This window comes from Bradyrhizobium sp. IC4059 (assembly GCF_020193615.1).
Lineage (GTDB): Bacteria > Pseudomonadota > Alphaproteobacteria > Rhizobiales > Xanthobacteraceae > Bradyrhizobium > Bradyrhizobium yuanmingense.
Genome location: NZ_JADYVH010000006.1, coordinates 84,087 through 96,758 on the forward strand (window position 1 = coordinate 84,087; position 12,672 = coordinate 96,758).

Annotated in this window: 11 protein-coding genes; 8 read left to right on the forward strand and 3 right to left on the reverse strand. The window is 64.1% G+C overall.

Annotated features, from left to right (window positions below; genetic code table 11):
• The first annotated feature begins 197 nt into the window (after positions 1–197).
• Entirely contained in the window at positions 198–1,973 is a 1,776-nt protein-coding gene (locus I6F12_RS19605) for a tetratricopeptide repeat protein (protein ID WP_225157048.1), read from the forward strand.
• A 221-nt stretch (positions 1,974–2,194) separates the two neighbouring features.
• On the opposite strand, the gene I6F12_RS19610 is transcribed toward I6F12_RS19605, so the two are convergent.
• Positions 2,195–2,842: a TetR/AcrR family transcriptional regulator gene (locus I6F12_RS19610; RefSeq protein ID WP_225157049.1), complete on the reverse strand. Its 648-nt coding sequence runs from the start codon at positions 2,840–2,842 to the stop codon at positions 2,195–2,197.
• A gap of 247 nt (positions 2,843–3,089) precedes the next feature.
• On the opposite strand from I6F12_RS19610, the gene I6F12_RS19615 reads away from it, so the two are divergent.
• From I6F12_RS19615 to I6F12_RS19625, 3 genes are read left to right on the forward strand one after another with little or no spacing between them, the layout of a single operon-like run.
• Complete coding sequence (locus I6F12_RS19615) at positions 3,090–3,632, forward strand: OsmC family protein (RefSeq protein WP_027576569.1); 543 nt, start codon at positions 3,090–3,092, stop codon at positions 3,630–3,632.
• Between the two features lie 35 nt (positions 3,633–3,667).
• A complete protein-coding gene (locus tag I6F12_RS19620; protein ID WP_225157050.1) occupies positions 3,668–4,801 on the forward strand; it encodes an acyl-CoA dehydrogenase family protein in 1,134 nt (377 codons plus the stop codon).
• A 48-nt stretch (positions 4,802–4,849) separates the two neighbouring features.
• Positions 4,850–5,728 (forward strand): sulfurtransferase, encoded by an 879-nt coding sequence (locus I6F12_RS19625; RefSeq protein ID WP_225157051.1) that lies wholly within the window; start codon positions 4,850–4,852, stop codon positions 5,726–5,728.
• Positions 5,729–5,845: 117 nt separating this feature from the next.
• On the opposite strand, the gene I6F12_RS19630 is transcribed toward I6F12_RS19625, so the two are convergent.
• Positions 5,846–7,792, reverse strand: a complete 1,947-nt coding sequence (locus I6F12_RS19630; protein WP_225157052.1) for a sigma 54-interacting transcriptional regulator — start codon at positions 7,790–7,792, stop codon at positions 5,846–5,848.
• A gap of 160 nt (positions 7,793–7,952) precedes the next feature.
• On the opposite strand from I6F12_RS19630, the gene I6F12_RS19635 reads away from it, so the two are divergent.
• The 4 genes from I6F12_RS19635 to cynS all read left to right on the forward strand — a co-directional run bounded on the left by I6F12_RS19635 (position 7,953) and on the right by cynS (position 11,836).
• Positions 7,953–9,332 carry a CmpA/NrtA family ABC transporter substrate-binding protein gene (locus tag I6F12_RS19635; protein ID WP_225157053.1) on the forward strand — a complete coding sequence of 460 codons (1,380 nt, stop codon included), beginning with the start codon at positions 7,953–7,955 and terminating at the stop codon, positions 9,330–9,332.
• A gap of 172 nt (positions 9,333–9,504) precedes the next feature.
• Positions 9,505–10,344, forward strand: coding sequence for a nitrate ABC transporter permease (ntrB, locus tag I6F12_RS19640; RefSeq protein WP_225157054.1), 840 nt, complete (start codon positions 9,505–9,507; stop codon positions 10,342–10,344).
• Between the two features lie 5 nt (positions 10,345–10,349).
• A complete protein-coding gene (locus I6F12_RS19645; RefSeq protein WP_225157055.1) occupies positions 10,350–11,273 on the forward strand; it encodes an ABC transporter ATP-binding protein in 924 nt (307 codons plus the stop codon).
• A 74-nt stretch (positions 11,274–11,347) separates the two neighbouring features.
• Positions 11,348–11,836: a cyanase gene (gene cynS, locus I6F12_RS19650; protein WP_025037304.1), complete on the forward strand. Its 489-nt coding sequence runs from the start codon at positions 11,348–11,350 to the stop codon at positions 11,834–11,836.
• On the opposite strand, the gene I6F12_RS19655 is transcribed toward cynS, so the two are convergent.
• Positions 11,823–12,650 (reverse strand): isocitrate lyase/phosphoenolpyruvate mutase family protein, encoded by an 828-nt coding sequence (locus I6F12_RS19655; protein ID WP_225157056.1) that lies wholly within the window; start codon positions 12,648–12,650, stop codon positions 11,823–11,825. The two genes, cynS and I6F12_RS19655, sit on opposite strands and share 14 nt — an antisense overlap.
• Positions 12,651–12,672 lie beyond the last annotated feature (22 nt).

The window sequence follows — 12,672 nt, forward strand, 5'->3', positions numbered from 1 at the left end:
CGCGTCGCGTGCTCGACATTAGGGCAGTGGATGTGGAGCGGTGATCTGGGGGTGGAACTGGTGCGGCTTCAGGGGATGATGGCCAAGTCGCCTGAGCATCGGGCCGCACGGACCCGTCGCCTGCAAGTGCGCAACCAAGGGCTGTGCATAGACAAGATTGGTTGCTATGAAGTCTCTGGAAATTGAGTGGGGACTGCATGTTTGGAAGGATCGGCCGCGCAGGAGTTCGTGCGGCAGCAAGCTTCGGTGTTGTGGCGCTGACGGCCTTGCTCGAAATGTCAGGCGCTCGCGCGGAAATGCCGTTGGCTTCCAAGTGTAACGCGGTCGGCAATTTCAGCCTCGATGACAGGATCGCAGGCTGCACCGCCATCATTCAGGCGGCGGGGACGGGCATGCAGCAAGGTGTGGTCATGGCGCGCTTCCGCCGCGCCATGTTCTACCGCCAGAAGGGCGAGATCGACCTTGCGATAGCGGACTACAACGAGATCATCTCGCATTATCCAGACAATCCGAGCGCCCGATTCGAGAGGGCTTCTGCGTTTCTGCAAAAGCGAGATTCCGACGCCGCTCTATCGGATTACGACAAGGCGATTGTGCTCGATCCCAAAAATACCCAGGCATATCTGGGGCGCGCGCGAATCTACGGAGAGAGAGGCAACTTCATCCGCGCTATCGCAGACTACGATCAGGCCCTGCTGATCCATCCGGACAATGTCCAAGGGCGTGTCGAGCGAGGTCTTGCTCACCTCCGCAATGGGGATGCCGATCGTGCCATGGCCGACTGTGATCGAGTGGTCGGGATCAGCCCGCAAGACGGCGGTGGCCAGCTATGCCGCAGCCGAGTTTACTTCGCCAGGGGGCACAGAGAGCGGGCATTGGCCGAACTCGAACAAACCATCCAGAACAAGCCAAGGAACGATTCTTTCTATTACTTTCGTGCCGAATCCTTTCTTCAACTGGGCGAGTTCGACCGGGCCATTGCGGATTATGACGAGATCATTCGGCTGGCACCAAGAGAGCAGCGCGCATACTACAGTCGCGGGGTTGCGTACGTAAGAAAAGGCGATCTCGATCGCGCGATTGCCGACTATACCAAGACGATCGAGTTCAATTCCGATCCGTCCCAGCGGGCGCGTAGCACGGAAGCTCACTACAGGAGCGAGCTGGCTCCAGCCCCGTCCAATCAGGCTGTTCAGCTCAATCCAATGTACAAGGCCGCTTATCTGGCGCGCGGAGAAGCGCACAGCAGGAAGGGCAATGCCGATGGAGCAATGTCGGATTTTGCTCGGGCGATACAGATCGATCCGGCCTATCGGGCTGCGTACGTCTACCGTGCGGCCGAATACAGGGCCGCGCGTGATCTCACGCGGGCGATGGCCGATTGCGACCGCGCAGCGTCGCTTGACCCAAAGGATGTATATCCTTACGTCTGTCGTAGCTTGACCTACCTGGCTATGGGCGATTCGGAGCGCGCCGTTGCGGCGTGTGACCGGGCAATCGAGCTCGCTTCGAAGGCAGCCGGCATCTATCGTCCCTGTGCCATGGTACAGCTTCAAGCCGGTTTTCCGGCAAAGGCGGTCACCTATCTGGATCGGTCGAGGGAGATTGATCCCAAGGACAGCTACACCGCGTTGTGGCGCGAGATTGCGGCCCGGCGCGGGAATGCGGCGAGTACGCTCTCGGATGCGACTGGCAAGCTCGACATGACTAAATGGCCTGCGCCGATAATCCGACTATTCTTGGGAACGACTTCGGCCGACGACGTGCTGCACGTGGCCGACGATCCCGATCCGATTAAGAAGAAGGGCCAGATTTGCGAAGCGAATTTCTTCACCGCTGAACTCGCTTTGCAGCGTGGGTTGAAGGAGGAGGCGCGGCGGCTGTTCGGACTGGCGCTTGTAGATTGTCCGCCGATGTTCGTGGAAGCACAGGCGGCCGCAGCTGAGGTCAAGATGCTCGGTGGGAGCCCCTAGCAGCATTTGGGCACAATGTAGTCCAGTTTGAACGACATCTTAGGACGGACAAAGCGTAGCTTGCCGCCATGCTTTGAGCGATCAACTGAGGCGGTAATGGTGGGCACGGCGTTGCGCGCCTTTGCCCACGATATTTTCGTAGCCCGGATGGAGCGGAGCGCAATCCGGGACGGTGTCCCCGCATTCCGCTGCGCTCCATGCGGGCTACAAGAAAAGCGCGATCACACCGCCTCGAGCTGCTCCGCCGCCCGCTTCTTCTTCGTCTTCGCCTGGCCGAGCAGGGGGCCCGCCGTAAGCGCTGCCGTATCGGCCACGCCCGGATCGCGCGAGATCATGGCGGCGACGATGGCGCCGTCGATGATGAGGCCGAGCTGATGCGCCAGCACAGCGGGCTCGGCTGAGCCGAGCTCGCCGGCGAGCTTCTCGATGTGGCCGAGCACGATCTTCTTGTGCTTCAGCGCGATGTTGCGGAATTGCTTGGCATCCTTGTCGTGCTCGCCGACGGCGTTGATGAAGGGGCAGCCGTAGAAGCGCTCTTCGGCGAACCAGCTCTTCAGCGCGGGGAAGATGCGTGTGAGTTTCGCCTGCGCATCGCCGCCGCCTTGCTCCATGGCGCCGATGAACCATTCGCGCCATTGCTTGCCTTCGCTCTCCAGCACCGCGTTGACGAGGTTGGTCTTGGAGCCGAATAATTTGTAGAGCGTGGTCTTGGCGGTGCCGGCCTCTTCGATGATCGCATCGATGCCGGTGGCGTTGATGCCGTTCTTGCAGAACAGATGCGTTGCGGCGCTGAGCAGGCGCCCGCGTGCGGATTCGTCGTCGCCGGCAGCGGCGTGGGGCGGATTCTTCTTCGATGACGGCTTTGCCATGAGCGACAACTTAATCGCAGCCGCCTCGCATCAGCAAGCCGCATCTGTTCGACGCCGAAAAGATTCGCATCCGCGCGCGCGTCTGCTCCGCCTTTGAGCAGGAGTGGGCTGACCAATCTGCAGGCAGCGACGCTTAAGCGGCTCCAAAGCCTCGCCTTTTGTTTTTCGCGAGATCTGGCACGCTCCATGCAGGGAAACAGACCGTTCGGTATCCTGCCGATTTCCACTTCTGCCAGGGAGAAGATTGATGACTGCCGTCGTTCAGAAGACAGTGCTGACGGGGTGCCTCGCGCCCATCGACAAGAACGGGCTCGAGCAACTGATTGCCAACGGCAAGGCAAATCCGAAGGTCATCAAGACCTTGAAGTGCAAGACGGTCGCGGAGGGCAAATTCCGCCACGCCAACTATATCCGCAACCTGCCGCCCTACATCGTCGACGAGCCGCCGGGGCTCTTGGGTGACGACACCGCGCCCAATCCGTCGGAAGCCTCGCTCGCCGCGCTCGGCTCGTGCCTTGCGGTCGGCCTGCATGCCAACGCCGTGCACCGCGGCTGGATCGTCAACAAGCTCGAGCTCGAGCTCGAAGGCGATCTCAACATCACTGCGGTCTGGGGCACCGGTGACACCTCCGACAAGCCGGTCGGCTTCACCGATGTCCGCGTCAAGGTGGACATGGAATGCGAGGGCATCTCGCCGGACGAGATCAACGCGCTGGTCGCCCATGTGAAGAAATGGTCGCCGGTCGCCAACACCTTCACGCGGCCGGTCAATCTCGAGGTCGGCATCTAGCAGACGGCAATCAGGACAGGGCGCGGGAGACGATCATGGGTTCACTGGCTTTATCGCAGGCCGACGTTCTGGATCAGCCCGCACCGTCCATTGCGGGCGAGGTGGCGCGGATCGCGCGCCAAGAGCTCGCGCCGCTGGCCGCCGGCATCGACGACGGTTCGGTCTATCCGGCCGAGGTGCTGCGCAAGTTCGGCGCGGTCGGGGCGTGGGGCAGCCACGTGCCGCACGAAGGCCCCGCCGATTTGCGCTGCGCGATCCAGGCGATGGCGGCGATCGGCGGGGTCTGCGGTGCCACGGCCTTCATGGCGTGGTGCCAGAACACGCTGGTCTGGTACGCGGCGAACTCCACCAATGTGAAGCTCGCAAAGCGCTTCGGCGACGCCTTCTCGAGCGGTCGCGTGCTCGGCGGCACCGGGCTCTCCAATCCCATGAAGAGCTTCTTCGGCATCGAGAAGCTCAAGCTGAAGGGCCGCAAGGTCGAGGGCGGCTACATCGTGCGCGGTGCGTTGCCCTGGGTCTCCAATCTCGGCCCCGATCATTTCTTCGGCACCATCTTCGAGCGCGAGGACGAGCCGGGCATCGCAAGTGGCGAGCCCGGCACTGTCATGTTCCTCGCCGACTGCTCGGACCCTGCGATCACGCTGACGCCCTGCAAGCCGTTCCTCGCGATGGACGGCACCGGCACCTATGGCGTGCAGTTCCGCGACGCTTTCGTGCCCGATGAGCTGATCCTGGCCGATCCCGCCGCGCCCTTCGTCAAGAAGATCCGCGCCGGCTTCATCCTGCTACAGGCTGGCATGGCGTTAGGCGTGATCAAGGATTGCATCAACATCATGGACGAGGTCGACAATCCCCTCGGCCACATCAACCGCTATCTGCCGCAGCAGCCGGTGCATTTCCGCGAGCTCGCCGCCGAGCTCGAGGCCGAGACCATGGCGCTGGCGCGCGATCCCTACAACGAGGAGGAAACCTACTGGCGCAAGGTGATCGCGCTGCGGCTTCGCGCCGGCGAAGCCAGTGTCGTGGCGGCGCATGCGGCGATGCTGCATTGTGGCGCGCGCGGCTATCTCAAGAGCCACCGCGCGCAGCGGCGCCTGCGCGAGGCCTATTTCGTCGCGATCGTCACGCCGGCCACCAAGCAGCTGCGCAAGATGCTGGCCGAGTCCTGAGCTCTACGAGTCCACCCGAAGACCCCCAACCTCAACGGAGAGGCTGCCATGACTGACGTTCTGATCACTGCCGTCGAACTCGCCGATCTCTTGAAGACCGAGCCGTGTGTCGTCATCGACACCCGCAATCCCGACGCCTACGCCGCCGGCCATCTGCCGGGCGCCGTCAACGTGCATGAGATCTTCACGTTCCTCGCGACCTCCACGCCCGAGGGCATGGCCGAGCTCAAGACCAAGTTCGCCGATGCGTTCGGCAGCGCCGGTCTTTCCGGCAAGGAGACGGCGGTGATCTACGAACAGTCGATGAACTCCGGCTTCGGCCAGTCCTGCCGCGGCTATTACCTGCTCACCATGCTCGGCTATCCCAAGGTGAAGGTGCTGCATGGCGGCTTCGACGCCTGGTCGGCCGCGGGCTTCCCGGTGACCAAGGATGTGCCCGCGCCTGAGAAGGCCTCGTTCTCGTTCGTGCCTGAAGCGGGCGAGATCCTGATCGACGCCAAGACCATGCTCGCCGCCGTCGGCAAGCCGGGCATCGCGATCCTCGACGTGCGCGACGTCGACGAGTGGATCGGCGACAGCTCGTCCCCGTACGGCAAGGATTTCTGCCCGCGCAAGGGCCGCATCCCGGGCGCGGTGTGGCTGGAATGGTATCGCATGATGAAGCCGACCGTCGAAGGCCCGCGCTTCAAATCCAAGGACGAGATTCTGGCGGAATGCGCCACGGTCGGCATCTCGCAGACTACGCCGGTCTATCTCTACTGCTTCAAGGGGGCGCGCGCCTCGAACACGTTCCTGGCGCTGAAGAACGCCGGCGTGAAGGACGTGCGGATGTATTTCGGCTCCTGGAACGAATGGTCGCGCGATCCCTCGCTGCCGATCGAGCAGGGCCTGCCGATCGCATCGGACGTCACCACCAAGGCCGCCTGAGCGCGCGCCTCGTCCTTCGAGACGACCGCTTCGCGGTCTCCTCAGGATGAGGCTAAGCGGCACCGGTGTCTGTTGATACTGTTGCCGCGCCCTCCGACCTCATCCTGAGGAGCCCGCCTAAAGCGGGCGTCTCGAAGGATGGGCCCCTTGCGGACGAGGCGCGATTCCCAGCGCCTTGATCCGTGAGGCCAGCGTGGTCGGCTTGATGTCGAGGATCTCGGCGGCGCCGCCGGGGCCGAAGACTTTTCCGGCGCAGGCCTCAAGCGCGGCGAGAATGTTGGCGCGCTCGTGGTCGCGCATTTCCGACGACGTCATGATTGCGGGGCGCGCGTCGGGCCTCTGGCGGGTGGCGCCGCTGGGCGCTTGTTCACCTGAAGGATCGGGCAGATCGATGCGCAGGCGGCCGTTCTGCGACAGAATCGCAGCGCGCTCGATCACGTTCTGGAGTTCGCGGACATTGCCGGGCCAGTTGTAGCGGGTCAGCCGCCGCGCATCGCCCTCCGACAGACGGAGGTTCGATTTCAGCGCCTTGCTCTCGCGCGTCAGGAAATGCTGGGCCAGCAGGGGAATGTCCTCGCGGCGTTCGCGCAAGGGGACGGTCTCAATCGGAAACACGTTGAGACGGAAGTAGAGATCCTCGCGAAAGCGGCCGCGCTGGACCTCCTGCTTGAGATCGCGATTGGTCGCGGCGATGACGCGAACGTCGACGGCGCGGGTGCGCGCCTCGCCGACGCGCTCGAAATGGCCTTCCTGCAAGACGCGCAGCAGCTTGCCTTGCAGCTCGAGCGGGATCTCGCCGACCTCGTCGAGGAATAGCGTGCCGCCGTCGGCGAGCTCGAAGCGGCCGATGCGGTCGCGCGTTGCGCCGGTGAAGGCGCCGCGGACATGGCCGAAGAACTCGCTCTCGAACAATTCGCGCGGGATCGCGGCGCAGTTGACGCGGATCAGCGGCCGGTCGCTGCGGGTGGAATCCTCGTGGATGGCGCGCGCGATCAGCTCCTTGCCGGTGCCGGATTCGCCGGTGATCATCACCGCCGCGGTGGTCGGCGCCACCAGCTTGACCTGGCGCAGCGTCTTCTGGATCGCCTCGCTTCCCCCGATGATGCCGCGCGGGTTGGTCTCGATGCGGATTTCCTCCTGGAGATAGGCGTTCTCCAGCTCGAGCCGCTCGCGCAAGCGGTCGACCTCGGCAAGGGCCGCGTGCAGCTTCTCGGCGGCCTCGCGGCGCTGGCTGACATCGCGAAACACCACGACGGCGCCGACCACGACGCCGCGATCGCGGATCGGTGTCGAGGTGTACTCGACCCAGGCGGGCGAGCCGTCCTTGCGCCAAAACACCTCGCCGTCGACCTGGTGCACGGCGCCGTCGCGGAATGCCGCATAGATCGGGCAGTCGTGGTTGTGATAGTGCCGGCCATCGTGGTGGGTGTGGTGGACGATCGGGTGGATCTCCTTGCCGACCAGCTCCTCGGCGGTCCAGCCCAGCATGCGCTCGGCCGCAGGGTTGACGAAGGTGGTCTTGCCTTCAGCGTTGACGCCATAGATGCCTTCGCCGGCGGCGCGGAGGATCAGCTGGTTCTCGCGCTCGATGTCCTGGAACACGCGCTCGACCCGCTGCCAAGTCGAGATGCCGCCGCGCATGTGGTCTTCGGCGGCAGCATCGACATTGCGCCGGCGGCGGGCTTCGAGGTCGGTCAGCGTCAGCAGCAGCAGCGTGCGGCCGTCATGCGGCAGCAGGCAGCCGGCATATTCGAGCTTGAGATCTTGCCCGGTGGCGTGACGGGGATTGAGCGCGGTGGTCCAGTAGGCGCCCTTGTGCAGCACGGCCTGGGTGAAGACAGTGAGGGCGGCAAGCTCGCCGGCGTGGAGCGTGCTGGCCCTGGTCTGCCGCAGCAAAGCGCGGTCGTAACCGAGCAGGGCGCAGGCGGCGGGATTGGCATCGACGATCTGGTCGCCGTAGGGATCGACCAGCAGCATCGCCTCGACCGAGGATTCGAAGGCCGCGATGCGCGGGTCGATGACGGGGGCCACCTCGTCGTGGGCGGGCATTGGCGTCGTTGCCATTGCGAAATCTCGTAATTGAACTACGAAATCTCGTTTATCACGAGTTTTCGTAGCGGCCAAGCGCGGGTGAAAATGCTGCGTCATCAAGGCAATGTCCGCTTCTTCGTCGGTGGCATGCTCCTTGCGTAATTCCTTCTCGCATTGACGCGCAGGAGGGCCGATGTCCACGTTCGACAATCCGTTTGATCCCGATCGCAAGCTTCGAGCCGGCTGTGTTTGCGGCCAGCATCGTTCCGCAGCTGAGCATGAGCAGGCGACGGCGCTGCATTGCGAGCCGGTCGCAAGCGAAGAGCAGCGCTACGAGGGCGTGGTCGCCTCCGCATTGATGCGCGCGATGTTTCCGCAGGACGTGGCGCGGCGCGCCTTCCTGAAGTCGGTCGGAGCATCGACCGCGCTCGCGGCGCTGTCGCAATTCTTCCCGATTCGGACGGCGACCGAGGTGTTCGCGCAAGCCGGCGCGCCCGAGAAGAAGGACCTCAAGGTCGGCTTCATCCCGATCACCTGCGCCACGCCGATCATCATGGCAGCGCCCATGGGCTTCTATGCCAAGCACGGCCTCAACGTCGAAGTTGTGAAGACCGCCGGCTGGGCCGTGATCCGCGACAAGACCATCAACAAGGAATACGACGCTGCGCACATGCTGGCACCGATGCCGATCGCGATCTCGCTCGGCCTCGGCGCCAACGCGATTCCCTTCACCGTCCCGGCCATCGAGAACATCAACGGGCAGGGCATCGTGCTGGCGAGCAAGCACAAGGACAAGCGCGATCCGAAGGACTGGAAGGGGCTGAAATTCGCCATCCCCTTCGACTATTCCATGCACAATTACCTCTTGCGCTATTACCTCGCCGAGCACGGTCTCGATCCCGATACCGACGTGCAGCTGCGCTCGGTGCCGCCGCCGGAGATGGTCGCGAACCTGCGTGCCGACAACATCGACGGCTTCCTCGCGCCCGACAACATCTGCCAGCGCGCAATCTATGACGGCGTCGGCTTCATGCATCTCCTCTCCAAGGAGATCTGGGACGGCCATCCCTGCTGCAGCTTTGCCGCCAGCGGCGAGTTCATCACGTCAGCGCCGAACAGCTTCGCGGCGCTGACGCGGGCGATCGTCGATGCCACCGCCTATGCTTCCAAGGCCGAGAACCGCAAGCAGATTGCCGAAGCCATCGCGCCGGCGAACTACATCAACGCGCCTGTCACCGTGCTGGAGCAGGTCCTGACCGGCACCTACGCCGACGGCCTCGGCGGGGTGAAGACCGATCCCAAGCGCGTCGATTTCGATCCGTTCCCCTGGCAGTCCTTCGCGGTGTGGATGCTGACGCAGATGAAGCGCTGGGGCCAGATCAAGGGCGACGTCGACTACAAGGCGGTGGCCGAGCAGGTGTATCTGGCAACCGATACCAAGAAGCTGATGACCGAGATGGGCCTCACGCCGCCGGCGAGTGCCTACAAGTCGTTCGCGGTGATGGGCAAGAATTTCGATCCGGCCAAGCCCGAGGACTATCTGGCGAGCTTCAAGATCAGGAAGGCGTCGTGATGGGAGCTCCCGCCGCTTTCGTGTCCCGGACGCGATGCAGCACTCCCGGCGATGCGAAGCATCGTCCGGTGTGCTGCTTCGCTGAGCCGGGACCCAGTCAGACCCCATGGGTCCCGGTTCTACGGCGCATCACTTCGTGCTGCGCCGCGCCCGGGACATGAGAGGGCGCAGTATGACCTCCTCCCTTCGCCTCCGCGCCGGCCTCGTCTCCCTCGTGCTGCTCGCCGCTTTCCTCGGCATCTGGCATATCGCCACGCGCTCGACCGCCGCGACGACGACGATGAGCCCGGAATACGCCAAGCTGATGGGCCTGACCGCAACGCAAGGCAAATCTGCCATGCCGGGGCCGCTCGATGTCGGCGCCAAGCTGTGGGAGCACCTGAAGCGGCCGTTCTACGACAACGGGCCGAACGACAAGGGGCTCGGCATCCAGCTCGGCTATTCCATTGCGCGCGTCGGCACCGGCTATCTCCTGGCCGTGCTGGTGGCGATCCCGCTCGGCTTTCTGATCGGCATGTCGCCGCTGCTGAGCAAGGCGCTCGATCCGTTCATCCAGGTCTTGAAGCCGATCTCGCCTTTGGCCTGGATGCCGCTCGCGCTCTACACCATCAAGGATTCCTCGGTCTCCGCGATCTTCGTCATCTTCATCTGCTCGATTTGGCCGATGCTGCTCAACACGGTGTTCGGCGTCGCGAGCGTGCGCAAGGAATGGATCAACGTCGCGCGGACGCTCGAGGTCGGCACCGTCAGGCGGGCCTTCACCCTGATCCTGCCGGCAGCGGCCCCGACCATCCTGACGGGCATGCGCATCTCGATCGGCATCGCTTGGCTCGTGATCGTCGCCGCCGAGATGCTCGTCGGCGGCACCGGCATCGGCTACTTCGTCTGGAACGAGTGGAATAATTTGTCGATCACCAACGTCATCATCGCGATCCTCCTGATCGGGATCGTCGGAATGCTGCTCGACCAGATCCTGGCGCGCTTCACGCGCATGGTCACGTTTCCGGAGTAGAGGCGATGACCGACAAGTTCATCTCGATCGAAGGCATCGCCAAGCGCTATCCAGGTGCGGGCGGCGCGACGACCACCATCTTCGAGAACCTCTGGCTCTCGATGGCGCGCGGCGAGTTCGCTTGCGTGATCGGCCATTCCGGCTGCGGCAAGACCACGGTGCTCAACATCCTCGCCGGGCTCGATGCGCCGAGCGAGGGCGCGGTCATCGTCGACGGTCAGGCGATCTCGGGCACCAGCCTCGACCGCGCCGTGATCTTCCAGAGCCATGCGCTGCTGCCCTGGCGCACGGTGCTCGGCAACGTCGCCTATGCCGTCAGCTCGAAATGGCGCAGCTGGGACCGCGCCAAGGTAAGGGCGCATGCGCAGAAATTCATCGATCTGGTCGGCCTCTCCGGCGCCGAGCACAAGCGTCCCTCGGAGCTGTCGGGCGGCATGAAGCAGCGCGTCGGCATCGCACGGGCGCTGTCGATCACGCCGAAGATGATGCTGATGGACGAGCCGTTCTCGGCGCTGGACGCGCTGACGCGCGGCACGCTGCAGGACGAGGTGCGGCGGATTTGCCTGGAGACCGGGCAGACCGCGTTCATGATCACCCACGACGTCGACGAGGCGATCTATCTCGCCGACAAGATCTTCCTGATGACCAACGGTCCCGGCGCGGTGCTGGCGGAGGTGGTCGAGAACCCGCTGCCGCGGGACCGCGGCCGCACCGACCTGCACCGCCATCCGCTGTACTACGCGCTGCGCAACCACATCATCGATTTCCTGGTGACGCGCAGCAAGACCTTTGCCGCGGAAACGCCGAACCACGATCCGCGCAACGTGCCGACGGTGCAGATCGGCAAGCCCGGGCTCTCGATCGCATCAAGCGGCGAAGAGCCGCGACAGACCTGGATGCCGGGGACAAACCCCGGATTGAGCGCCTGATTTTGTAGACGCATGATCCACGGAGAAACCGCTTCACACTTTTCCGGATCATGCTTTTGAAAGGAGACCCCGACATGAAACGCGAAGACCTCACCGAGAAGCTGCTCGACATCAAGCGCGAGAAGGGCTGGAGCTGGAAGCACATCTGCGAAAAGATCGGCGGCTATTCCGAGGTGCTGATCGTCGGTGCGATCATGGGCCAGATGAAGCTGACGAAGCCGCAGGCTGCCAATGCCGGCGAGCTGTTCGGCCTGTCGAAGGCGGAAGTTGCCATGCTCAACGAGGTGCCGATGCGCGGCACCGGCACGCCGATGCCGCCGACCGACCCGCTGATCTACCGCTTCTACGAGATGGTGATGGTGAACGGTCCGGCCTGGAAGGCGCTGATCGAGGAGGAGTTCGGCGACGGCATCATGTCGGCGATCGACTTCGACATGGGCATCGAGCGCGTCGCCAACCCCAAGGGCGACCGCGTCAAGATCACCATGAGCGGCAAGTTCCTGCCGTATAAATATTACGGCGCCAGCGGCAACGTGCCGGAGTACGGCTTCAAGGAGGAGTGACCGCGGCGAAGGCGGCGCGCAGCTCGCCGACCGGCGCCATCTCGCGGATGTAGGTGAAGGACCCCTTGTCCTTCATCTCGCGCGCGCAGTTCAGGAACGCTGCGAGCGCGTAGCGCGACATGGCTCCGCCGACGCTGATGCGCTTGACGCCAGCGGCGGACAATTGGTCGACGGTTAGCGTCGGGTCGGCAAAGCCCATCACGTGGTTGAAGGGCTTGCCCAGCGAGGACGCCACCGTCCTGATCGTGGCGAGATCGTACAGGCCCGGCGCGTAGAGGACGTCGGCGCCGGCGGCCTCGAAGGCCTGCAGGCGGCGGATCGTATCGTCGATGTCCTTGCGGCCGTGCAGGAAGTTCTCGGCCCGCGCCGTCAGCGTGAACGGAATGGGCAGCGCGCGTGCCACCTCCACCGCGGCCTGGACGCGCTCGACGGCGTGGGAGAAGTCGTAGATCGGGCGATCGCGATCGCCGCTGAAATCCTCGATCGAGCCGCCCACCGCGCCAGTGTCTGCGGCACGCCGAATAGCTTCGGCGGCGCGTCTCGGCTCATGTGCGCCGCAATTCTCGAGATCGACGCTGACGGGCAGGTCGGTGGCTTCGACGATCGTGCGTGCGTTGGCGAGGATGACGTCGAGGCTGACGCCGCTGCTGCCGAGCATGTTGGCGACCCCGAGGCTCGTAGTGGCCAGGGCTTCGAAGCCCATCGCCGCGAGCAGCTTCGCGGTGCCGGCATCCCATGGATTGGGAATGATGAAGGCACCGGGCCGCTCGTGCAACGCGCGAAACGCTCTCGCCTTGTCCAACTGGCTCGTCATGGCTCGTCTCCATTGTCTGTCC

Coding starts and splice junctions, on each gene's coding strand:
- cynS (WP_025037304.1), top strand. CDS start 11,348: ATGAAACGCGAAGACCTCACCGAGAAGCTGCTCGACATCAAGCGCGAG.
- I6F12_RS19615 (WP_027576569.1), top strand. CDS start 3,090: ATGACTGCCGTCGTTCAGAAGACAGTGCTGACGGGGTGCCTCGCGCCC.
- I6F12_RS19620 (WP_225157050.1), top strand. CDS start 3,668: ATGGGTTCACTGGCTTTATCGCAGGCCGACGTTCTGGATCAGCCCGCA.
- I6F12_RS19630 (WP_225157052.1), bottom strand. CDS start 7,792: ATGGCAACGACGCCAATGCCCGCCCACGACGAGGTGGCCCCCGTCATC.
- I6F12_RS19605 (WP_225157048.1), top strand. CDS start 198: ATGTTTGGAAGGATCGGCCGCGCAGGAGTTCGTGCGGCAGCAAGCTTC.
- I6F12_RS19645 (WP_225157055.1), top strand. CDS start 10,350: ATGACCGACAAGTTCATCTCGATCGAAGGCATCGCCAAGCGCTATCCA.
- I6F12_RS19610 (WP_225157049.1), bottom strand. CDS start 2,842: ATGGCAAAGCCGTCATCGAAGAAGAATCCGCCCCACGCCGCTGCCGGC.
- I6F12_RS19655 (WP_225157056.1), bottom strand. CDS start 12,650: ATGACGAGCCAGTTGGACAAGGCGAGAGCGTTTCGCGCGTTGCACGAG.
- ntrB (WP_225157054.1), top strand. CDS start 9,505: ATGACCTCCTCCCTTCGCCTCCGCGCCGGCCTCGTCTCCCTCGTGCTG.
- I6F12_RS19635 (WP_225157053.1), top strand. CDS start 7,953: ATGTCCACGTTCGACAATCCGTTTGATCCCGATCGCAAGCTTCGAGCC.
- I6F12_RS19625 (WP_225157051.1), top strand. CDS start 4,850: ATGACTGACGTTCTGATCACTGCCGTCGAACTCGCCGATCTCTTGAAG.